The following is a 21,339-nucleotide window of genomic DNA, read 5'->3' on the forward strand; positions in this document are numbered from 1 at the left end:
AACCGAACACCGGTACGGATCGTCCTCCCCACCGACACTGATCGATCACCGGGGGGAGACGGCATGGACCGCGTGGAGGGCACGACCTCGAGCGAAGCCGGAACCGAAGCCGCAGCCGCCGACGGTGAGAAGCCCCCACAGGGGCCACCCGCACCTGACGACGATGGCCGCACGGGTGGTGCGGGTGGGAACAGTCCGGCCGAAGGCGAAGCCGAGGCCGCACGCCCGCGCCGCCGCTGGATCAGACGCACCACGCTCGCCCTGCTCCTGGCCCTGTTCCTCCCCCTCCTGACCGCCGAAACAGCCCTCTACATCAACTACCAGGGCGACCCCGCACAAGGCACTCACACCAGAAACCGCGACGCCCTCTGGCTCGGCCACGCCTGGGTCGACGGCCGCAAGAAGGACGCCGACGTCACCGCCCTGGCCCGCCGCCTGCAAGGCACCGGCATCCGCGACCTGTACGTCCACTCCGGCCCGCTGGAACACGACGGCACTCTGCCCAAGTCGGTCTATCCAAGGGCCCGCTGGTTCATCGACGCCGTACACGACAAACTCCCCGGCGTCCGCGTCCAGGCCTTCCTGGGCGATGTCCTGGCCACCGAGGGACCCGACGGCATGCGCCTGGACAACGCGGACACCCGAGCCGCCGTCGTCCGCTCCTCCCGCCAGGTCCTGGACACCGGCTACGACGGCATCCACCTCGACCTGGAGCCCCTGCATTCCGACGACCGGAACTACCTCACCCTCCTCGACGCCCTGCGCCGCGAGACCCGCTCCCGGGACGCCCTGCTCTCCGTCGCCGCCCACCAGATCGACCCGCTCCCCGCCCTCCACTCCGTGGCCGGGACGTTCACCGACCACCCCAAGTGGTGGTCCCAGGAGTTCTTCGGCCAGGTCGCCCGCCGCGTCGACCAGATCGCCGTGATGTCGTACGACACCGCGCAGCCCCTGGAGAGCACCTACGGCGGGTACGTGGCCCAGCAGACCTCCCTCGCCCTGGAGGTCACCCCGCCCTCGACCGACCTGCTGATGGGCCTGCCCTTCTACTGGGAGAGCAACTTCGACCACTGGGGCCACGCCGAAACCGTGCCCGCCGCGGTCCGGGGCGTCCGCCTGGGCCTGTCCCGCACGGACGCCGACCGGGCCCGCTTCGGCGTCGCGCTGTACATCGACTTCGCCGCGACCGAGGCGGACTGGCGCGCGTACAAGGAAGACTGGGTGCGGTGACCCAGACCCGAAGGCCGCTCACCCGCACCGACCTCGCCCCCCTCGCCCGCGCGGCCCTGGGCCCCGGCCGCACCCTCACCGGTGTGGAACGGCTGCGCGGCGGCACCAAGAAGGGCGTCTACCGCCTGACCCTCGACGACGACTCCACGGCTGTCGCCTACGTGTGGTCGGCCGCCGAGGACTACTGGGACCAGCCCGAGCCCGACCCCCGTGACGTCTTCTCCCACGGCACCGGCCTCGGCCTGTTCACGGCGGCCCACGACCGCCTGGCCGCCTCCGGCGTCCGCACCCCACGCCTGCTGTACGCGGACGCCACGCACACCGACCTCCCGGCCGACGCGGCCGTGGTGGAGGACATGACCGGGGGCAGCCTGGAGGACGCTCTCGCCCGGGACCCGCACGAGGCACCCAGGCTCATGGACCGGATGGCGGAACTCCTCGCCACGCTGCACTCCCACACCGGCCCCCGCTTCGGGAAGGTCGCCGTCGTCGACAACGGCGGTTCCTCCCACGGCGCCTCCTGCGAACAGCGCATCACCGGCGGCGCCCTGCGCTGCATCGCGGAAGCGGCCCGGCGCGAACCCCGTGCCGCCGCCGTACGCCGCGAACTGGAGGACACGATCCACGCCCTGGCCGCCGAGGTCCGGCCGCGCGACCGCCAGACCCTCCTGCACGGCGAACTGGGCCCCGACCACGTCCTGCTCACCCCCGACGGGCAGCCGGCGCTCATCGACATCGAGGGCCTGATGTACTTCGACCTGGAGCACGAGCACGTCTTCCTCGAGCTCCGCTTCGGCCCCCACTACGACGCCCTGCGCGCCCCCGGCCTGGACGAAGCACGCATGCGCCTCTACCGCCTCTCGATGCACCTCGGCCTGGTCTCGGGCCCGCTGACCCTCATCGAGGGCGACTTCCCGCACCCGGAGCGGATGCGGGAGATCGCGGAACACAACCTCCAGCAGACGCTCAGCCTGCTGAAGAACGCCGTTTGATCTTCGAGCCCAGCCACACCAGAGGGTCGTACTTGCGGTCGATCGCCCGTTCCTTCAGAGGGATCAGCGCGTTGTCCGTGATCTTGATGCCCTCCGGGCAGACCTCCGTACAGCACTTGGTGATGTTGCAGTAGCCCAGGCCGTGTTCGTCCTGGGCGGTGGTCTTGCGGTCCAGGCCGGACTCCGCCGCCGCGTCCAGCGGGTGCATGTCCAGCTCCGCCACCCGCATCAGGAAACGCGGCCCGGCGAAGGCCTGCTTGTTCTCCTCGTGGTCGCGGACCACATGGCAGGTGTCCTGACACAGGAAGCACTCGATGCACTTGCGGAACTCCTGCGGACGGTCCACGTCCTCCTGCATCATCCGGTACTCGCCGGGACCGAGGTCCGCGGGCGGGACGAAGGCCGGGACCTCTCTGGCCTTGGCGTAGTTGAAGCCGACGTCGGTGACGAGATCGCGGATGACCGGGAACGCCCGCAGCGGCGTCACCGTGATCGTCTCCTCCCGGCCGAACACCGACATGCGCGTCATGCACAACAGCCGCGGCCGGCCGTTGATCTCGGCGGAGCACGAACCGCACTTGCCCGCCTTGCAGTTCCAGCGCACCGCCAGATCGGGGGCCTGGGTGGCCTGGAGGCGGTGGATGATGTCGAGCACCACCTCGCCGTCGTTGACCTCGACCTTGAAGTCCTCGAGGCCGCCGCCTCCCACGTCACCGCGCCACACCTTGAAGTGGGCCGTGTAGCTGCTCATTCGTACAGCTCCTCTTCGGCGAGGTACTTGACCAGCTCCTCCTTGTCGAAGAGGGCGAGCAGGTCGGCACGGATGGGTTCGGTGGTCTCGCGGGCGAGGGTGATCTGGCCGCGGACCGGGTCCGTGGCCGCGAGACCGCCCGTCGGGTCGGTCAGCGCGCACAGCAGGTTGATCCGGCGCCACTTGCGGTCCATCCCCGGATGGTCCTCGCGGGTGTGCCCGCCGCGCGACTCGGTGCGCTCCAGCGCGGCCCGCGCCACGCACTCGCTGACCAGCAGCATGTTCCTGAGGTCCAGGGCGAGGTGCCAGCCCGGGTTGAACTGCCGGTGCCCCTCGACGCCGGCCCGGCGGGCCCGTGCCCGCAGCTCGCCCAGCTTCTCCAGGGCCTGCTTCATCTCCGGCTCGCGGCGGATGATGCCGACCAGGTCGTTCATCGTCTGCTGGAGTTCCTGGTGCAGGGTGTAGGGGTTCTCCGGCGGGCCGCCCTTCGGCTCCTCGGTCTCGGCCTCGGCGGAGAAGGGGCGCAGGGCCTCGGCGGCGGCGGCGTCGATCTGGCCGTCGTCCACGACGGGCCGCGCCCCGGACAGCTCCGCCGCGTAGTCGGCCGCGTGCCAGCCCGCGCGGCGCCCGAACACCAGCAGGTCCGACAGGGAGTTGCCGCCGAGCCGGTTGGAGCCGTGCATGCCGCCGGCCACCTCACCGGCCGCGTACAGCCCGGGCACGCCGCGGGCCGCCGCCGTGTCGGACTCGACCGCGATGCCGCCCATCACGTAGTGACAGGTGGGCCCGACCTCCATCGCCTCGGCGGTGATGTCGACGTCGGCCAGCTCCTTGAACTGGTGATACATCGACGGCAGCCGGCGCTTGATCACCTCGGCGGGCATCCGGGTCGACACGTCGAGGAACACGCCCCCGTGCGGGGAGCCGCGCCCCTCCTTCACCTCGGAGTTGATCGCCCGCGCGACCTCGTCGCGGGGGAGCAGCTCGGGGGGACGCCGGTTGTGGTCGGGGTCGTCGTACCAGCGGTCGGCCTCGTCCTCGGTCTCGGCGTACTTGTCCTTGAAGACGTCGGGGATGTAGTCGAACATGAACCGCTTGCCGTCGGAGTTGCGCAGCACACCACCGTCGCCGCGCACCGACTCGGTGACGAGGATGCCCTTCACCGACGGCGGCCAGACCATCCCGGTCGGGTGGAACTGCACGAACTCCATGTTCAGCAGGGGCGCGCCCGCGAGGAGCGCCAGCGCGTGACCGTCGCCGGTGTACTCCCACGAGTTCGACGTCACCTTGAAGGACTTGCCGATGCCGCCCGTGGCGATGACGACGGCCGGTGCCTCCAGGACGAAGAAGCGGCCGGACTCGCGCTCGTAGCCGAAGACGCCGGAGACACGCCCGTCCTCCTTGAGGACGCGGGTGACCGTGCACTCCTGGAAGACCTTCAGCCGGGACTCGTAGTCGCCGGTCTCCTTGAAGTCCTCCTGCTGGAGCGCGACGATCTTCTGCTGGAGGGTGCGGATCAGCTCCAGGCCCGTGCGGTCGCCGACGTGCGCCAGGCGCGGGTACTCGTGGCCTCCGAAGTTGCGCTGGGAGATCCGGCCGTCCTTGGTGCGGTCGAACAGCGCCCCCCAGGTCTCCAGCTCCCACACCCGCTGCGGCGCCTCCTGCGCGTGCAGCTCGGCCATCCGCCACTGGTTGAGGAACTTGCCGCCGCGCATGGTGTCGCGGAAGTGGACCCGCCAGTTGTCGTTCTCGTTGGCGTTGGCCATCGCCGCCGCGATACCGCCCTCGGCCATCACCGTGTGCGCCTTGCCGAACAGCGACTTGCAGATCACGGCCGTACGGGCGCCCCGCTCGCGGGCCTCGATGGCGGCGCGCAGTCCGGCGCCGCCCGCCCCCACCACGACGACGTCCCACTCCTGCCGGTCGACCACGGACATCAGAACGCACCCCTCATCAGAAGAACCGCGGATCGTCGAAGGCACCGGACGCGACCAGGTAGACGTAGAAGTCGGCGAGCGCCACGCTCACCAGCGACGCCCAGGCGAGCTGCATGTGCCGGGCGTTGAGCCGGCCCGTCCACTGCCACATCCGGTAGCGCACGGGATGCTTGGAGAAGTGCTTGAGCTTGCCGCCGACGATGTGCCGGCACGAGTGGCAGGAGATCGTGTACGCCCAGATCAGCACGATGTTGACCAGGAACACGAGCGTGCCGAGGCCCATGTGGCCCCAGTCGTAGTGCTCGTCGCGGAAGGCGAGCACGGTGTCGTAGGTGAGGATCCCGGCGACGACGATCGCGGCGTAGAAGAAGTACCGGTGGATGTTCTGCAGCACCAGCGGGAAGCGGGTCTCACCGGTGTACTTCTTGTGCGGCTCCGCCACCGCGCAGGCCGGCGGTGACGCCCAGAAGCCCCGGTAGTAGGCCTTGCGGTAGTAGTAGCAGGTCAGACGGAAGCCGAGCGGGAAGATCAGGATGATGATCGCGGGGGAGATCCCCCACCAGCTGCCGAAGATCTCCCAGTTCGGCCCGGCCTTCATCGGCTCGCAGCGCTCCGCCAGGCACGGCGAGTAGAAGGGCGAGACGTACGGCGCCGCGTAGTAGTCGGTGTCGGCGAAGGCCCGCCACGTCGAGTAGACGATGAAGGCCAGCAGCCCGGCGACCGTGCCGGCCGGGGCCAGCCACCAGCGGTCGGTGCGCAGGTGCGGGGCGTCGATCGCGGCGCGCGCACCCGCCCGTACGCCGCCGCTTCGGGGTTGGGGTTCCGTGGCGGGAGGTTCCGTACCAGTGGCCACTTGACGACTCCGGTCGGGGTTCGGGGGACGTGTCGGTCGCTCGACGCCCTCCCGGTCAGGGAGCGCGCCGGTCCCGGGCGCCGAGCCCCTCGTCGTCCGAGTCGACCCACAGCGACGGGTCGTACGGCGCGTCCGAGATGGTGACGAGGTCGGGGCGCTTGGGTGCGGCCGGTGTGGCGGCGGCGTCGCGCAGCAGGGCGACGCTCTCGCGCAGGTGGTTGGCGTCGGCACGGACGCGGCGCATCTCCAGGCCACCGGTGCCGAGCTGCTTCTCCAGGCGTCCCAGCGAGCGGAACAGCTCGTCGAGGCTGCGCTGGACTGACGTCAGTTCGTCGTGAACGGACATGACTTGCCCTCACTTCCGCGGGTCCTTCGAGGCCCAAGGCGGCAACGTTCATGCGCCTGCGAGTGTTGCGCGTCACACCTTGTGCTGTGAAGGGATGTGCATCGATTGGCCGAGGCGTGCAGGTGCATCCTGCGGTGCGCTGCGCCGCACGGGTGACTTCCCGCCCGTGACCGCCGTGTCGCTCTGTGTTGCCGAACCCTTTCCTCTTCAGTGGCGGCATACATCAGATGAACTCCAAATACCGCCAAAAGTGATCATAACGCCCGCGGCTTCCCGGAGGTAGCACAGATGTCCCAGCACGGCGTCGGCCCGCGTGCGGTCACGCGCTCGGTCGCCTTCCTCACCGCGGGTGTGCTCGCGGTGCCCGCGCTCACCGGATGCGGCTCCGAGGACCCCGCGGGCAAGCCGCTCGCCGCACCGGACATCCAGCCCGCGGGCCGCGACCGGATCGCCGACGGCGGCACCCTGCGCTGGGCCGTGGACTCCGTGCCCGACACCCTGAACACCTTCCAGTCGGACGCCGACGCCACCACCCTCCGCGTCGCCCAGGCCGTCCTGCCGTCGATGTTCCGGATGAACGCCTCCGGCCGTCCCGAGCGCAACCCCGCCTACCTGGAGTCCGCCGAGGTCGTCGAGACCGAGCCCAAGCAGGTCGTCCTGTACAAGCTGAACCAGCAGGCCGTCTGGAGCGACGGCCGGGAGATCGGCGCCGCCGACTTCGCCGCCCAGTGGCGCGCCCTGTCCGGCAAGGACACCGCCTACTGGACCGCCCGCAACGCCGGCTACGACCGCATCCAGAAGATCGAGCGCGGGGACAACGCCCTGGAGGTTCGGGTCACCTTCAGCCGCCCCTACGCCGACTGGCGGTCGCTGTTCTCGCCGCTGTACCCCAAGGACGTCATGGGCACCCCGGACTCCTTCAACGACGGGGCCCGCAAGAAGCTCAAGGTCACCGCCGGTCCCTTCACGGTGAAGAAGGTCGACCGCGACGACGACGAGATCACCCTCGCCCGCAACCCGCGCTGGTGGGGCGAGCCCGCCAAACTCTCCGAGATCGTGCTGCGCACCGTGCCGCGCGACAAACGGGCCACCGAGCTGGCCGCCGGCACCCTCGACGTGGCCGAGATCGACCCCTCCGCGGCCCGCCGCATCACCGTCGCCGCCCGCCCCCAGAGCTCCAGCAGCCCGCTGATGGGCCCCGGCGCCGACCGGTCCGCCGCGGACGCCCTGCACTCCTGGGCCGTAGCCAACGGCACCGACGAGGACGCCGCCGACGAGGAGACCGTCGCCCGCAAGAAGCTGCGCAAGGCGGCCGTCAAGTACGCCCGGCAGCAGCAGGCCCTGCGCGGCTTCGAGGTGCGCAAGTCCCTGGAGCCTGCCTTCACCCAGCTCGCCCTGAACGGCGCCGAGGGCCCGCTCGCCGACGAGCGCGTCCGCAGGGCCGTCGCCCGCGCCCTCGACCGCAAGAAACTGGCCGAAACCGTACTGAAGCCCCTGGGCCTGCCCGCCGTCCCGGTCGGCAGCCACCTGGCCCTGTCCGGCCAGGCCCACTACGCCGACAACAGCGGCGCCCTCGGCGGCCAGGACACCAAGGAGGCCCAGGCCCTGCTCGCGGACGCCGGGTGGGTGCGCGGCGGCCCCCTCAAGGAGCAGAAGAAGAAGGAGAAGGAAGAGGAGAAGGCGGCCGGCGCGGAGGGCGAGAAGGCCTCCGGCTCCTCGGGCTCCTCCGGGAACGAGCCGGACGGCGACGACGGCACGTACGTCGTCGGCGAGGACAACAAGGCGCGCGGCGGACAGGACCCCGCCGACCACCTCGCCCACGACGGCACCCAGTACAAGCACCCGGCCCGGGGCGGTGCCCCCGGCGCGTACGCCCCCAAGGGCACCGCCGCCCCGGCGAACCGCGAGGCCGCCCCGCTCGCCAAGAACGGCAAGCCCCTCACGCTCCGCTTCGTGCTCCCCTCCGGACCCGGCTCCCAGACGCTGCGCGCGGTCGCCGACCGCATCTCCCGCATGCTGGAGCGCGTCGGCATCGGCACGGACATCTCCAAGGTCTCCGACGAGTCCTACTTCAAGGACCACATCGCCTCCGGCCAGTACGACCTCGCCCTCTACTCCTGGCCGGCCACCGCCTTCCCCGCCACCGACGCCCGCCCCGTCTACGCCAAGCCCGTCCCGGCCGCCGACGGCTCCCTGAACGTCGAGCAGAACTACACCCGCGTCGGCACCGACCAGGTCGACCAGCTCTTCGACGAAGCCGTGTCCACCCTCGACGAGGGCAAGTCCCGCTCCCTGATCCGCAAGGCCGACTCCCGCATCTGGGCTGCGGCCGGCTCCATCCCCCTCTTCCAGCGCCCCCAGCTCATCGCGGCCCGCAAGACGCTCGTGAACACGGGAGCCTTCGGCTTCGGCACGCCGGTCTACGAGGACATGGGCTTCCTGAAGAAGGGCGCGAAGCCGGCGGCGGGCCCGTCGGCGAAGGGATCAGCGGCCCCATAGGCGCGGGGCGGTCACTCCCAGCCCGTCCGGCGCTTGAGGACGAGGCCGTTCAGGCCGAAGCGGGGGTCTGGGGGCGTCAGCCCCCAGGAGGCCCGGGCGCTGACGCCGAGCACCAATAAACAGGACCTGACCTGCACCGACGTATCCCGGCTAACCCCAACCGTAGCGGACCCGTACCATGGGGTGAGGCCGTGGCATGTTGAGCCCGGCAGGGCCCGCGCACCACCGACGTACGCGCAGGGCATTCCTCACACTCCGGGAGTACGCCTTCTTATGGCCACGCGCCACGACATCCGCAACGTCGCCATCGTCGCCCACGTCGACCACGGCAAGACCACCATCGTCGACGGCATGCTGAAGCAGGCCGGCGCCTTCGCCGCGCACCAGCTCGAAGGCGTCGACGACCGCATGATGGATTCGAACGACCTGGAGCGTGAGAAGGGCATCACGATCCTGGCCAAGAACACGGCGGTGAAGTACCACCCGAAGGACGGGGGGGAAGTCATCACCATCAACATCATCGACACCCCCGGCCACGCCGACTTCGGCGGTGAGGTCGAGCGCGGTCTGTCGATGGTCGACGGCGTCGTCCTGCTCGTGGACGCCTCCGAGGGCCCGCTGCCGCAGACCCGCTTCGTGCTGCGCAAGGCGCTCCAGAAGCGGCTGCCCGTCATCCTGTGCATCAACAAGACGGACCGCCCTGACTCCCGGATCGACGAGGTCGTCAACGAGACCTACGACCTCTTCCTCGACCTGGACGCCGACGAGGAGCAGATCGAGTTCCCGATCGTCTACGCCTGCGGCCGCGACGGCATCGCCTCGCTGACCAAGCCGGACGACGGCACGGTCCCGGCCGACTCCACCAGCCTGGAGCCGTTCTTCTCCACGATCCTGGAGCACATCCCGGCCCCGACCTACGACGAGGCCGCCCCGCTCCAGGCGCACGTCACCAACCTGGACGCCGACAACTTCCTCGGCCGTATCGCCCTGCTCCGCGTCGAGCAGGGCGAGCTGCGCAAGGGCCAGACGGTCGCGTGGATCAAGCGCGACGGCTCCGTCAGCAACGTCCGCATCAGTGAGCTGATGATGACCGAGGCGCTGACCCGCAAGCCGGCGGAGCTGGCCGGCCCCGGTGACATCTGCGCCGTCGCCGGTATCCCGGACATCATGATCGGCGAGACCCTGGCCGACCCGGAGAACCCGGTCGCGCTGCCGCTGATCACGGTCGACGAGCCCGCGATCTCCATGGTCATCGGCACCAACACCTCCCCGCTGGTCGGCCGCGGCGCCACCGGCAAGGGCGCCGACAACAAGGCGGCCGTCAAGGACCGCAAGGTCACCGCCCGCCAGGTCAAGGACCGCCTCGACCGCGAGCTGATCGGTAACGTCAGCCTCCGGGTGCTGGACACCGAGCGGCCGGACGCCTGGGAGGTGCAGGGCCGCGGTGAGCTGGCGCTGGCCATCCTGGTCGAGACGATGCGCCGTGAGGGCTTCGAGCTGACCATCGGCAAGCCGCAGGTCGTCACCAAGGAGGTCGACGGCAAGGTCTACGAGCCCGTCGAGCGCATGACGATCGACGTGCCCGAGGAGCACATGGGCGCCGTTACGCAGCTCATGGGCGTCCGCAAGGGCCGTATGGACAACATGTCGAACCACGGCTCCGGCTGGGTCCGCATGGAGTTCGTCGTGCCCTCGCGCGGCCTCATCGGCTTCCGGACCGAGTTCCTGACGCAGACCCGCGGTACGGGTATCGGCCACTCCATCCACGAGGGCTTCGAGCCCTGGTTCGGCACGCTCCAGACCCGTAACAACGGCTCCCTGGTCGCCGACCGCGCCGGTGCGGTCACCGCGTTCGCGATGACCAACCTGCAGGAGCGCGGCGTGCTGTTCGTGGAGCCGGGCACCGAGGTGTACGAGGGCATGATCGTCGGCGAGAACTCCCGCGCCGACGACATGGACGTCAACATCACCAAGGAGAAGAAGCTCACCAACATGCGGTCGTCCACGGCCGATGTGACCGAGTCGATCGTCCCGCCGCGCAAGCTGTCGCTGGAGCAGTCCCTGGAGTTCTGCCGCGACGACGAGTGCGTCGAGGTCACCCCGGAGGCCGTGCGCATCCGCAAGGTGAACCTGGACGCCCGCGAGCGCGCCCGCGCCGCGAGCCGCGCCAAGCACGGCTGACGCCTGCCGTTCGACGACACCGGGCACCCCGCCTCGCGGGGTGCCCGGTGTCGTAGTGAAGCGGAGGTAACGCGAAGGGAAGGGGTAGGGAAAACCCTCGATTTGCCGGGGACTGCCGTCCGGAGCGCTCTGTTCGCACTACCCTGCTGCGGAAGCGCCGCGCTCTGCCCGCGCACAGGCCCGTACAACGGCCTTGCGGCGATGGCCTCTTGAGCGAGCGACAGCCATGGTCGGCAGCCTGCACGGCAGCCACGGTAGCCGCAAGCGGTTTATCTCACTCTCGCGTCCGGAATGCGGACACGCGCCACCGATAGATGTGTAACAAGTCCGTTTCGCAGGGATCTTTCACCAAACCCTTTGTCCGGATTTTGGAAGATGTAGGCGCGAGCTGTGATCGAACCGAGACCTCGAGAGTGTGGTTCGCTCCTGGCGCATGGCAGATAGTTAGGCGCGTAGAGCTCGGATGAACAGGTCACCCGCTTCAGGCGGCGCCGACTCACGAGCGCGGGGGCATTAGACGATTTCCGGCACCGGCGACGGGCTGTGGCGGTGGTCTGTCCTGTGCCCCCTTTGCGGTGAACCAATGACTTCATAGGAGGAACCCATGCGCGGTGCCAAGAGCGCCAAGTGGGTCGCGGGGGCGATAGTCGTCGCTCTGGCCGCCACCGCCTGCGGCGGCGGCGACGACAGTGCCGGCGACGACATGAACAAGGGGAAGGCCGACCCGAACGGCATCGTCACTGCGCAGCTGAGCGAGCCCCAGAACCCGCTCCAGCCGGCCAACGCCAAGGAGAGCCAGGGCAGCCGTGTCCTGCGCACGATCTTCGCCGGCCTGGTCGACTACGAGCCCGGCACCGGCAAGCTCGAGTACGTCAACGCCGAGTCGGTCACGCCGAACGACGACTCGTCCGAGTGGACCGTCAAGCTCAAGCCGGGCTGGAAGTTCCACGACGGCACGCCGGTCACCGCCAAGTCCTACGTGGACTCGTGGAACTGGTCGGCCAACATCAAGAACAACCAGACCAACTCCAGCTGGTTCTCCGACATCGTCGGCTTCGAGGACGTGCACCCGGAGAAGGGTGACCCGAAGACCGACAAGATGTCGGGCCTGAAGGTCGTCGACGACAACACCTTCACCATCAAGCTGACGCAGCCGGTCTCGTACTTCGCGTACAAGCTGGGCTACGACGTGTGGGCGCCGCTGCCCGAGGCCTTCTTCAAGGACCCGAAGGCGTTCGGCGAGAAGCCGGTCGGCAACGGCCCGTACAAGTTCGTCTCCTGGGAGCACAACAAGCTCATCAAGGTCCGCAAGTTCGCGGACTACAAGGGCCCGAACGTCGCCAAGAACGGCGGCATCGACTTCAAGAACTACACGACCGCCGACGCGGCGTACTCGGACCTGCGCTCCGACAACGTGGACTGGATCGAGCAGGTCCCGACCACCGCGCTGACGAACTACAAGACGGACCTCGGCGACCGCGCCATCGACCAGCCGTACTCGGCCGTCCAGTCGATCGTCCCGGCGTTCTACACCAAGCAGTTCAAGGACATCGACCCCAAGGTCATCCAGGGTCTGTCCATGGCGATCGACCGCCAGACGATCACCAAGACCGTCCTCCAGGGCACGCGTACCCCGGCCGACTCCTACGTCGCCCCGGGCGTCCTCGGCTACAAGAAGGGCGCGCTCGGCGACATCGTCAAGTTCGACGCGGCCCAGGCCAAGAAGCTCATCCAGGAGGGTGGCGGCGTCCCGGGCAACAAGATCCAGATCCAGTACAACGCCGACCAGGACCACAAGCCCTGGGTCGACGCGGTCTGCAACTCGATCCGCAAGTCCACCGGCGTGGAGTGCACCGGCGACCCGAAGCCGACCTTCCAGGCCGACCTCGACGCCCGTGACAACGACCAGGTCAAGTCCATGTACCGCGGTGGCTGGGTGCTCGACTACCCGGTCAACTCGAACTTCATGCGCGACCTGTACGGCACCACGGCGGCCGGCAACACCAGCGGCTACTCCAACAAGGAGTTCGACAAGCTGAGCTCCGAGGCGGACAAGGCCAGCTCGATCGACGAGACGGTGGCCAAGTACCAGGAGGCGGAGCAGCTCCTCGCCAAGGACATGCCGGCCATTCCGCTCTGGTTCTACAAGGTCAACAGCGGTCAGTCCAAGAACATCCTGGGCAAGATCGAGTACGGCCAGGACGGTGACCCGATCTTCGACACCATCCAGGTCAAGCAGAAGTAACAAGACGACCGCAGGCCGGTGCCGCCCCTCCCGGAAAAGGGGAGCGGCGGCACCGGCCCGTAGGCACAGGCCTCCACCTCACCCCCTCACCTGCGGTAGATGAGTGCGCAGGCCTCGCCGACCCCTCACGGCATGGAGGCGCAAGATGGGGCGCTACGCCGCCAGGCGACTGCTCCAGATGATCCCGATCTTCATCGGGACAACTCTGTTGATCTTCTTGATGGTCCACATCCTGCCGGGCGACCCGGTCCGGGCCATCTACGGGGACAAGGCTCCCGATCCCGCACAGATCGCGCAGATCAAGCGCGAGTACGGCTTCGACAAGCCCGTCCTCGAGCAGTACTTCCACTACATGCTGAATCTCCTCAAGGGAGACTTCGGCAGCAACCTCGCGGGGCGCCCGGTCGCCGACCTGATGGCCGACGCCTTCCCGGTGACCCTGCGCCTGACGCTGCTGGCCATCACCATCGAGATCATCATCGGTGTGGGCCTCGGCGCGTGGGCCGGTCTGCGGGCCGGTAAGGCCGCCGACACGGGCGTGCTGGTCTTCACCCTGACGGTGATCTCCATCCCGGTGTTCGTGCTGGGCTTCATCGCCCGGTTCATCTTCGCCGACGAACTCGGCTGGCTGCCGCCCAACGTCCAGGACTCCACGAGCTATTCGCAGTTGTTCCTGCCGGCGTTCGTCCTGGCCATGCTGTCCATGGCCTACGTGGCCCGGCTGACCCGGACGACGTTCGCCGAGAACCTGCGGGCCGACTACATGCGCACCGCGCTCGCCAAGGGCCTGCCCCGGCGCCGCATCATCGGTGTCCACCTGCTGCGCAACTCGCTGATCCCGGTCGTCACCTTCGTCGGCACCGACGTCGGCGGCTTCATCGGCGGCGCGGTCATCACCGAGGGCATCTTCAACATCCAGGGTGTCGGCAACCTCCTCTACAGGGCGATCCAGACGAGCGAGGGCTCGACGGTCACGGGTGTGGTGACGGTGCTCGTCCTCGTCATCCTCCTGATCAACCTGCTCATCGACCTGCTGTACGCGGTCCTGGACCCGAGGATCCGGTATGCCTGACGTGACCAAGGCCCAGACCACCGACGCCGCGACCGTGGACGCCGTGGCCCCGCCCGCCGTCGACTCGGCCGGCAAGCAGAGCGCGCAGAAGAGCGAGAAGCCCCGCTCCCTGTGGGGCGACGCCTGGTACGACCTGCGGCACCGGCCCATGTTCTGGATCTCCTCGGTGCTGCTGGTCCTGCTGCTCGTGATCGCCGCGTTCCCCGGCATGTTCACCAGCGTCGACCCGCGCGACGGCGACCTGGTCAACCACTACCTGGGCAAGCCGGAGCTGGGTCACTTCTTCCAGCCCGACTGGTTCGGCTACGACCAGCAGGGCCGCTCCATCTACGCCCGCGTCATCTACGGCACCCGCGCCTCGATCCTCGTCGGCGTGTGCGTCACCGCGGCCGTCACGCTGATCGGCGGTCTGCTCGGCATGCTGGCGGGCTACTTCGGCGGCTGGATCGACTCGGTGATCTCCCGGATCGTCGACATCTTCTTCGGCCTGCCGTTCCTGCTCGGCACCATGGTCGTCCTGAACGCCTTCACCGAGCGCAAGGTGTACGTGGTCATCCTGGCCCTGGCCTTCCTGGGCTGGACCTCGATCGCCCGCGTCACGCGCAGCTCCGTCATCACGGCCAAGCAGGCCGACTACGTGACGGCGGCCCGGGCGCTGGGCGCCGGCACCACGCGGATCCTGTTCCGCCACGTGATGCCGAACGCCGTCGCGCCGACCATCGTCGTGGCCACGATCGCCCTCGGCGGTTACATCTCGGCCGAGGCGACGCTGTCGTTCCTCGGCCTCGGCCTCAGCGACCCGACGATCTCGTGGGGCATCGACATCTCCGAGGGCAGCAAGGTGATCCGGGACAACCCGCACACGCTGCTGTTCCCGGCGGGCATGCTCAGCCTCACGGTCTTCGCGTTCATCATGCTCGGCGACGCGGTCCGCGACGCCCTTGACCCGAAGCTGCGCTGAGGAGGGCGTACGTGACCACCATCGACAAGACCAGGAACGTGCCCGAGCCGCGAGGCGCGGCCGAGGGCGATGTTCCCCTGCTCGAAGTGCGCGACCTGCACGTCGAGTTCCACACCCGTGACGGTGTGGCCAAGGCCGTCAACGGCGTCAACTACACCGTGAGCTCCGGCGAGACGCTCGCCGTGCTCGGCGAGTCCGGCTCCGGCAAGTCCGTGACCGCGCAGGCGATCATGGGCATCCTCGACATGCCGCCCGGGCGGATCCCGCAGGGCCAGATCCTGTACCGGGGCGAGGACATGCTCACCATGTCGGGCGACGCCCGGCGCAAGATCCGGGGCAGGAAGATCGCCATGATCTTCCAGGACGCGCTGTCCGCGCTGAACCCGGTGCTGTCCGTCGGCTACCAGCTCGGCGAGATGTTCCGCGTCCACCAGGGCCTGAGCAAGAAGGACGCCAAGGCCAAGGCCATCGAGCTGATGGACCGCGTGAAGATCCCGGCCGCGAAGGAACGCGTCGGCGACTATCCGCACCAGTTCTCCGGCGGTATGCGCCAGCGCATCATGATCGCGATGGCGCTCGCCCTGGAGCCGGACCTGATCATCGCCGACGAGCCCACCACGGCCCTCGACGTGACGGTCCAGGCGCAGGTCATGGACCTGCTCTCGGACCTGCAGCGCGAGTACAACATGGGCCTGATCCTGATCACCCACGACCTCGGCGTCGTCGCCGACGTCGCGGACAAGATCGCGGTGATGTACGCGGGCCGGATCGTGGAGACCGCGCCCGTGCACGAGCTGTACAAGCGGCCCGCGCACCCCTACACCAAGGGTCTGCTCGAGTCGATCCCGCGCCTGGACCAGAAGGGCCAGGACCTGTACGCCATCAAGGGTCTGCCGCCCAACCTGACGCGTATCCCGTCCGGTTGCGCCTTCAACCCGCGGTGCCCGCAGGCGCAGGACATCTGCCGTACGGACGTCCCGCCCCTGCATCCGGTCACCGAGCGGGACGGCGGCGAGCTGGTCGGCCGCGGCAGCGCGTGCCACTTCTGGAAGGAGACGATCCATGGCTGAGCAGGACAAGAAGGGCGAGTCCATGGACGCCACCCCCAACGTCACCGAGGTGGAGACGGTCGAGGCGGCCACCGACGAGGAGGCCGTCGCGGCGATCGAGGCGCCGGTCGAGCGCGGTGAGCCGATCCTGCAGGTCCGCAACCTGGTCAAGCACTTCCCGCTGACCCAGGGGATCCTGCTCAAGCGTCAGATCGGCGCGGTCAAGGCCGTGGACGGGATCTCCTTCGACCTCTACCAGGGCGAGACGCTCGGCATCGTGGGCGAGTCCGGCTGTGGCAAGTCCACGGTCGCCAAGCTGCTGATGATGCTGGAGAAGGCGACCGCGGGCGAGATCTTCTACAAGGGCCAGGACATCACCAAGCTGTCCGGCCGCGCCCTGAAGGCCGTACGCCGCAACATCCAGATGGTCTTCCAGGACCCGTACACCTCGCTCAACCCCCGTATGACGGTGGGCGACATCATCGGGGAGACCTTCGAGATCCACCCGGAGGTGGCGCCGAAGGGCGACCGCCGCCGCAAGGTCCAGGACCTGCTGGACGTGGTCGGCCTCAACCCCGAGTACATCAACCGCTACCCGCACCAGTTCTCGGGCGGTCAGCGCCAGCGCATCGGCATCGCCCGCGGCCTGGCGCTCAACCCCGAGATCATCATCTGCGACGAGCCGGTCTCCGCGCTGGACGTGTCCGTCCAGGCGCAGGTCATCAACCTGATGGAGAAGCTCCAGGACGAGTTCAACCTGTCCTACCTCTTCATCGCGCACGACCTGTCGATCGTCCGGCACATCTCGGACCGGGTGGGGGTGATGTACCTGGGCAAGATGGCCGAGATCGGTACGGACACGGAGATCTACGACCACCCGACCCACCCCTACACGCAGGCCCTGCTCTCCGCGGTTCCGGTCCCCGACCCGGAGTCCCGCGAGGGCCGCGAACGCATCATCCTCACCGGAGACGTCCCGTCCCCGGCCAACCCGCCCTCGGGCTGCCGCTTCCGCACCCGCTGCTGGAAGGCAGAGGACAAGTGCGCCCAGGAGACCCCTCTCCTGGCCATCCCCGAGCGTTTCAAGGGCGAGGACACCCCGGCGGCCCACGAGTCGGCCTGCCACTTCGCCGAGGAGAAGGACGTGGTCCACGCGGCCTGACGGCCGGCTGTGTGTGCCGCCGAGGTGGCACACACAGCCGCACAAACCCCCGCGAACCGCGTTAACACGCAGGCAACTTCGCCGACCCGATTCCGATATACGGACGCGTCAGGCTGAACAGCGTACGGCCGTGCGGGTGCCGTAAACGGGCCGGGGCAGCGCCATGTCGCCCCGGCCCGTTGCATGTTCAGGCGCCGGTGATGCCCAGGGACCGCTTCAGGAAGTCGACCTGGAGCAGGAGCAGGTTCTCCGCGACCTGTTCCTGGGGGGTGATGTGGGTGACCCCGGACAGCGGCAGCACCTCGTGCGGGCGGCCGGCGGCCAGGAGGGCCGAGGACAGGCGCAGGGCGTGGGCGACGACCACGTTGTCGTCGGCGAGGCCGTGCACGATCATCAGCGGGCGGTGCGGCTCGGCGGGGGAGGACAGGCCGTCCGCCGTGACGAGGGAGCTCCGCGCGTACGCGTCCGGCTGCTCGGCCGGGTCCCCCAGGTAGCGCTCCGTGTAGTGCGTGTCGTACAGGCGCCAGTCCGTCACCGGCGCACCCGCGATCCCCGCGTGGAAGACGTCCGGCCGGCGCAGCACCGCGAGGCCCGCCAGCCAGCCGCCGAAGGACCAGCCGCGGATCGCCACCCGGGACAGATCCAGCGGATACCTCTTCGCCAGGTCCTCCAGGGCCTCCACCTGGTCGTCCAGGGAGAGCGTGAAGTCGTGGTGGATCCCCTTCTCCCAGGCGGGGGAGCGGCCCGGGGTCCCCCGGCCGTCCGCGACGACCACCGCGAATCCCTGGTCCGCGAACCACTGCGAGGTGAGGTGCGGGTTGTGGGCCGCGAGGACCCGCTGCCCGTGCGGTCCGCCGTACGGATCCATGAGCACCGGCAGGGGGGTGTCACCGGCGTAGTCCCGAGGCATAAGCACGGCGCACGGGATGCGGCGTGCGCCCCCCTCAGTGAGCGTCACGCGGGGGGACATACCAGGATCTTCTGCGTACGAGGGGACAACAACCGTCGGTTTCCCGTCGCGCAGTACCTGCACCCGCGCACCTGGCCGATCCAGCGCCGCCGAGACCAGAACCGTCACGTCCCCGGCCCGCACCGCCGCGTGCACACCCGGCTCCCGCGACACCCGCTCCACGCCCAGCTCGTTCACCCGGTACACATGCACCTGGCCGGTCTCCGCCTCGGCGGCCTCCTCGCCCGCCGACGCCGAGATCAGCACGTCGTCGTCGGAGACGTCCAGCACGGCCCGCACATGCAGCTGCGCCCCCGTCAGCGGCCGGTCCCCGACCGCCAGCAGTCGCGCACCGCCCTCGTCCGCGATCCGCACCAGCCGCCCGGCCGGGCTCCAGCACGGCACCCCGGGGAAAAGATCAAGCCAAATCCGATCTTCGTCGGCGTGCACCATCCGGGTCGCGCCCGACTCCGGATCCACCGCGAGGATCAGCTGGCTGCGCTGGTCGCGCGCCTGGACGAGCAGCAGCGGCGCGCCCGCCGCTGACCAGTGCACACGTGCCAGATACGGGTACCGCGCCCGGTCCCAGGCGACCTCCGTGCGCGCCCCGTCCAGACCGATCACGAACAGCCGTACGTCCGCGTTGCCGGTGCCCGCCGCCGGATACGCCACCCGCTGCGGCTCGCGTTCCGGATGCGCCGGGTCGGAGATCCACCACCGGTCCACCGGCGTGTCGTCCGCGCGCGCCACGAGCAGCCGGTCCGACTCCGGTGCCCACCAGAAGCCGCGGGACCGCCCCATCTCCTCGGCCGCGATGAACTCGGCCAGCCCATATGAGACATTTTCCGACTCCGGCTCGGCGAGCGCCCGGTCGTCGTCCCCCTCCGCGCCCACGACGCGCAGCGCACCCTGCGCGACGTAGGCGACATACCGCCCGTCGGGCGACGGACGCGGGTCGATCACCGGCCCGGGCGTGGGTAGTTCACGCGCCGTCCCGGCCCGCAGCTCGGCCGCGAAAAGCCGCCCTGACAAGGCGAAAGAGGCCAACTCGACTGCCGTGTCGGTGGCGTACCCGACGATGCCGGCGCCGCCCTCCCGGCTGCGCTCACGCCGGGCGCGCTCCTCGGGCGAGAGGTCCTCCGAGGCACCGCCCAGCAGGGCGCGCGGGTCGGCGGCCACGCGCTCCCCGCCCTCCTCCGTGTCGAGGACCCACAGTGAGTTCGCCCGGTCCGTACCGGAACTCGAGCGCAGGAACACGACACGTGAACCGTCGGGCGCCACAGTGAACGAACGCGGCGCGCCGAGCGTGAAGCGCTGGGTACGGGCGTGCCGCCGGGGGAAGGAGTCAGGCTCGGTCGTCATGCCCTGACCATATTGGCCATGCGCCCCCTTGTGCGGCCGTGCGCCGATCGATGCGCACGGACGGATAGTTATGATCAATGTCGCATAGTGGGTATGAACCTGCTGGCTGCTGTACGGATTTGATGCCCCCATAGTCCGACTCCCCGCGCCCTCGTGGATCTTTGGAGGTGAGCCGCCGTGGCACTCTCGATTTCGGCGGTGGTGCTGCTGGCGATCATCGTCTTCCTGCTCATCAAGAAGTCAGGGCTGAAGGCCGGGCATGCGATCGTCTGCATGCTGCTGGGCTTCTACCTCGCCTCCTCGACCGTGGCTCCCACGATCAACGAGCTGACGACCAACATCGCGGGCATGATCGGCAGCATCAAGTTCTGACCGCGGGACCTCGTAGGCTGGGTCCCATGACGGAACTGCCCGACCGGCGTCTGCTGCTGGTGCACGCGCACCCGGACGACGAGTCGATCAACAACGGCGCGACCATGGCCAGGTACGCGGCCGAGGGTGCCCACGTCACCCTCGTCACGTGCACCCTCGGCGAACGCGGCGAGGTCATCCCGCCCGAGCTCGCGCACCTGAGCGGTCCCGCCCTGGGCCAGCACCGCCGCCGGGAGCTCACCGCCGCCATGGCCGAGCTCGGCGTCCATGACTTCCGCCTGCTCGGCGGCGCCGGACGCTACAGCGACTCCGGGATGATGGGCCTGCCCGACAACGACGACCCCGGCTGCTTCTGGCAGGCCGACGTCGACGAGGCCGCCGCACACCTCGTCGAGGTGATCCGCGAGGTACGCCCCCAGGTCCTCGTCACCTACGACGACAACGGCGGCTACGGCCACCCCGACCACATCCAGGCCCACCGCGTCGCCATGCGGGCCGTCGAACTGGCCGCCGAGTCGGGCCGGACGATCCCCAAGGTCTACTGGAACCGGGTCCCCCGGCCGGTTGTGGAGGAATCCTTCGCCCGGCTCCGCGAGGACCTGCCCGGCACGCCCTTCACCAAGGCGGCCGACGTCGACGACGTCCCGGGTGTCGTGGCCGAGGAGCGGATCACCACCGTCGTCGACGGCACCGCGCACGCCGCCGCCAAAGCCGCCGCGATGCGCGCCCACGCCACCCAGATCAGTGTGTCCGGGCCGTACTTCGCGCTGTCCAACGAACTCGCCCAGCCGATCCTCACGACCGAGTACTACGAGCTGGTGCGGGGCGAGCGGGGACCCGGCGAGCGGGAGACGGACCTGTTCGCCGGTGTCGAGGAGTCCTCATGAGCGACCGGAGTCCGATGCTCGCCCAGCCGATGCGGCCGCCCTCCGCCGGACGGGCCGCCGCCTATGCGGGGTTCTTCGTGCTCGGGGCCGTGATCGGCGCGGCCGGGGCACTCGTGCAGCCCGCGTGGTTCCCGGGCGGGCTGCTGCTCGCCCTCGCCGGTGAGGCCGGGCTCGTCCTCGGTGCCGCGCGGGTCACCCACGGGCGGGCCGGGGGCGTCGCGGCCGCCGCCGGCTGGATGCTCTCCGTGGTCCTGCTCACCGCCAGCCGCCCGGAGGGCGACTTCCTCTTCGCGGCCGGCTCGGGCTCCTATCTCTTCCTGCTCGGCGGCATCGCTGTGGCTGTGATCTGCGCCACCCTCGCCCCGAGGCGGCAACCGGACGGCGACCCCGTCCGACTTGGGAAGTGACGTACCACTTCGCCAGGACGCGCCCGTGGGGGTCCGGTGTGAGTTTCCCCAGCGGTCCTGAGATACGGGTGAGAAGTGGCCAGT

At 69.5% G+C, this 21,339-nt stretch carries 17 protein-coding genes; 12 read left to right on the top strand and 5 right to left on the bottom strand.

Annotated elements, in window-relative coordinates; genetic code table 11:
- Positions 1–63 precede the first annotated feature (63 nt).
- Both ACZ3I3_RS12410 and ACZ3I3_RS12415 read left to right on the top strand, forming a co-directional pair.
- Positions 64–1,230 carry a glycosyl hydrolase family 18 protein gene (locus tag ACZ3I3_RS12410; RefSeq protein WP_467364424.1) on the top strand — a complete coding sequence of 389 codons (1,167 nt, stop codon included), beginning with the start codon at positions 64–66 and terminating at the stop codon, positions 1,228–1,230.
- On the top strand, positions 1,227–2,222 hold the full coding sequence (locus tag ACZ3I3_RS12415) for a phosphotransferase family protein (protein WP_467364425.1): 996 nt from the start codon (positions 1,227–1,229) through the stop codon (positions 2,220–2,222). The genes ACZ3I3_RS12410 and ACZ3I3_RS12415 overlap by 4 nt, the downstream gene beginning before the upstream one ends.
- Here the strand turns inward: ACZ3I3_RS12415 and ACZ3I3_RS12420 are convergent.
- The 4 genes from ACZ3I3_RS12420 to ACZ3I3_RS12435 are packed head-to-tail and all read right to left on the bottom strand — an operon-like array spanning position 2,197 to position 6,109.
- Positions 2,197–2,973: a succinate dehydrogenase/fumarate reductase iron-sulfur subunit gene (locus ACZ3I3_RS12420; protein ID WP_467364426.1), complete on the bottom strand. Its 777-nt coding sequence runs from the start codon at positions 2,971–2,973 to the stop codon at positions 2,197–2,199. The genes ACZ3I3_RS12415 and ACZ3I3_RS12420 overlap by 26 nt on opposite strands.
- On the bottom strand, positions 2,970–4,910 hold the full coding sequence (locus tag ACZ3I3_RS12425) for a fumarate reductase/succinate dehydrogenase flavoprotein subunit (protein WP_467364427.1): 1,941 nt from the start codon (positions 4,908–4,910) through the stop codon (positions 2,970–2,972). Before ACZ3I3_RS12425 ends, ACZ3I3_RS12420 begins: the two co-directional genes overlap by 4 nt.
- Positions 4,911–4,926: 16 nt before the next feature.
- Positions 4,927–5,763, bottom strand: a complete 837-nt coding sequence (locus tag ACZ3I3_RS12430) for a hypothetical protein (RefSeq protein WP_467364428.1) — start codon at positions 5,761–5,763, stop codon at positions 4,927–4,929.
- 55 nt (positions 5,764–5,818) lie between these two features.
- The gene (locus tag ACZ3I3_RS12435) at positions 5,819–6,109 is read right to left on the bottom strand and encodes a hypothetical protein (RefSeq protein ID WP_020277543.1); all 291 of its coding nucleotides are present in this window, start codon (positions 6,107–6,109) and stop codon (positions 5,819–5,821) included.
- Positions 6,110–6,397: 288 nt separating this feature from the next.
- On the opposite strand from ACZ3I3_RS12435, the gene ACZ3I3_RS12440 reads away from it, so the two are divergent.
- The 7 genes from ACZ3I3_RS12440 to ACZ3I3_RS12470 all read left to right on the top strand — a co-directional run bounded on the left by ACZ3I3_RS12440 (position 6,398) and on the right by ACZ3I3_RS12470 (position 17,278).
- Positions 6,398–8,608, top strand: coding sequence for an ABC transporter family substrate-binding protein (locus tag ACZ3I3_RS12440; protein ID WP_467364429.1), 2,211 nt, complete (start codon positions 6,398–6,400; stop codon positions 8,606–8,608).
- A 273-nt stretch (positions 8,609–8,881) separates the two neighbouring features.
- Complete coding sequence (typA, locus tag ACZ3I3_RS12445; RefSeq protein WP_086848907.1) at positions 8,882–10,789, top strand: translational GTPase TypA; 1,908 nt, start codon at positions 8,882–8,884, stop codon at positions 10,787–10,789.
- A gap of 604 nt (positions 10,790–11,393) precedes the next feature.
- Entirely contained in the window at positions 11,394–13,034 is a 1,641-nt protein-coding gene (locus tag ACZ3I3_RS12450; RefSeq protein ID WP_467364430.1) for a peptide ABC transporter substrate-binding protein, read from the top strand.
- Between the two features lie 145 nt (positions 13,035–13,179).
- Positions 13,180–14,106, top strand: coding sequence for an ABC transporter permease (locus ACZ3I3_RS12455; protein WP_356928466.1), 927 nt, complete (start codon positions 13,180–13,182; stop codon positions 14,104–14,106).
- A complete protein-coding gene (locus ACZ3I3_RS12460; protein WP_467364431.1) occupies positions 14,099–15,067 on the top strand; it encodes an ABC transporter permease in 969 nt (322 codons plus the stop codon). Before ACZ3I3_RS12455 ends, ACZ3I3_RS12460 begins: the two co-directional genes overlap by 8 nt.
- An 11-nt stretch (positions 15,068–15,078) precedes the next feature.
- Positions 15,079–16,137 carry an ABC transporter ATP-binding protein gene (locus tag ACZ3I3_RS12465; RefSeq protein WP_467364432.1) on the top strand — a complete coding sequence of 353 codons (1,059 nt, stop codon included), beginning with the start codon at positions 15,079–15,081 and terminating at the stop codon, positions 16,135–16,137.
- Positions 16,130–17,278 (top strand): ABC transporter ATP-binding protein, encoded by a 1,149-nt coding sequence (locus tag ACZ3I3_RS12470; RefSeq protein ID WP_467364433.1) that lies wholly within the window; start codon positions 16,130–16,132, stop codon positions 17,276–17,278. Before ACZ3I3_RS12465 ends, ACZ3I3_RS12470 begins: the two co-directional genes overlap by 8 nt.
- Before the next feature lie 187 nt (positions 17,279–17,465).
- Here the strand turns inward: ACZ3I3_RS12470 and ACZ3I3_RS12475 are convergent, their stop codons facing one another.
- Positions 17,466–19,589: a S9 family peptidase gene (locus ACZ3I3_RS12475; protein WP_467364434.1), complete on the bottom strand. Its 2,124-nt coding sequence runs from the start codon at positions 19,587–19,589 to the stop codon at positions 17,466–17,468.
- A 177-nt stretch (positions 19,590–19,766) separates the two neighbouring features.
- On the opposite strand from ACZ3I3_RS12475, the gene ACZ3I3_RS12480 reads away from it, so the two are divergent.
- From ACZ3I3_RS12480 to ACZ3I3_RS12490, 3 genes are read left to right on the top strand one after another with little or no spacing between them, the layout of a single operon-like run.
- Entirely contained in the window at positions 19,767–19,961 is a 195-nt protein-coding gene (locus ACZ3I3_RS12480) for a hypothetical protein (protein ID WP_030842840.1), read from the top strand.
- A 26-nt stretch (positions 19,962–19,987) separates the two neighbouring features.
- On the top strand, positions 19,988–20,848 hold the full coding sequence (mshB, locus tag ACZ3I3_RS12485) for an N-acetyl-1-D-myo-inositol-2-amino-2-deoxy-alpha-D-glucopyranoside deacetylase (RefSeq protein ID WP_467364435.1): 861 nt from the start codon (positions 19,988–19,990) through the stop codon (positions 20,846–20,848).
- Positions 20,845–21,255, top strand: coding sequence for a DUF6113 family protein (locus ACZ3I3_RS12490; RefSeq protein ID WP_467364436.1), 411 nt, complete (start codon positions 20,845–20,847; stop codon positions 21,253–21,255). Before mshB ends, ACZ3I3_RS12490 begins: the two co-directional genes overlap by 4 nt.
- The last annotated feature ends 84 nt before the right edge of the window (positions 21,256–21,339 follow it).

The organism is Streptomyces sp. NPDC016851 (assembly GCF_055562795.1).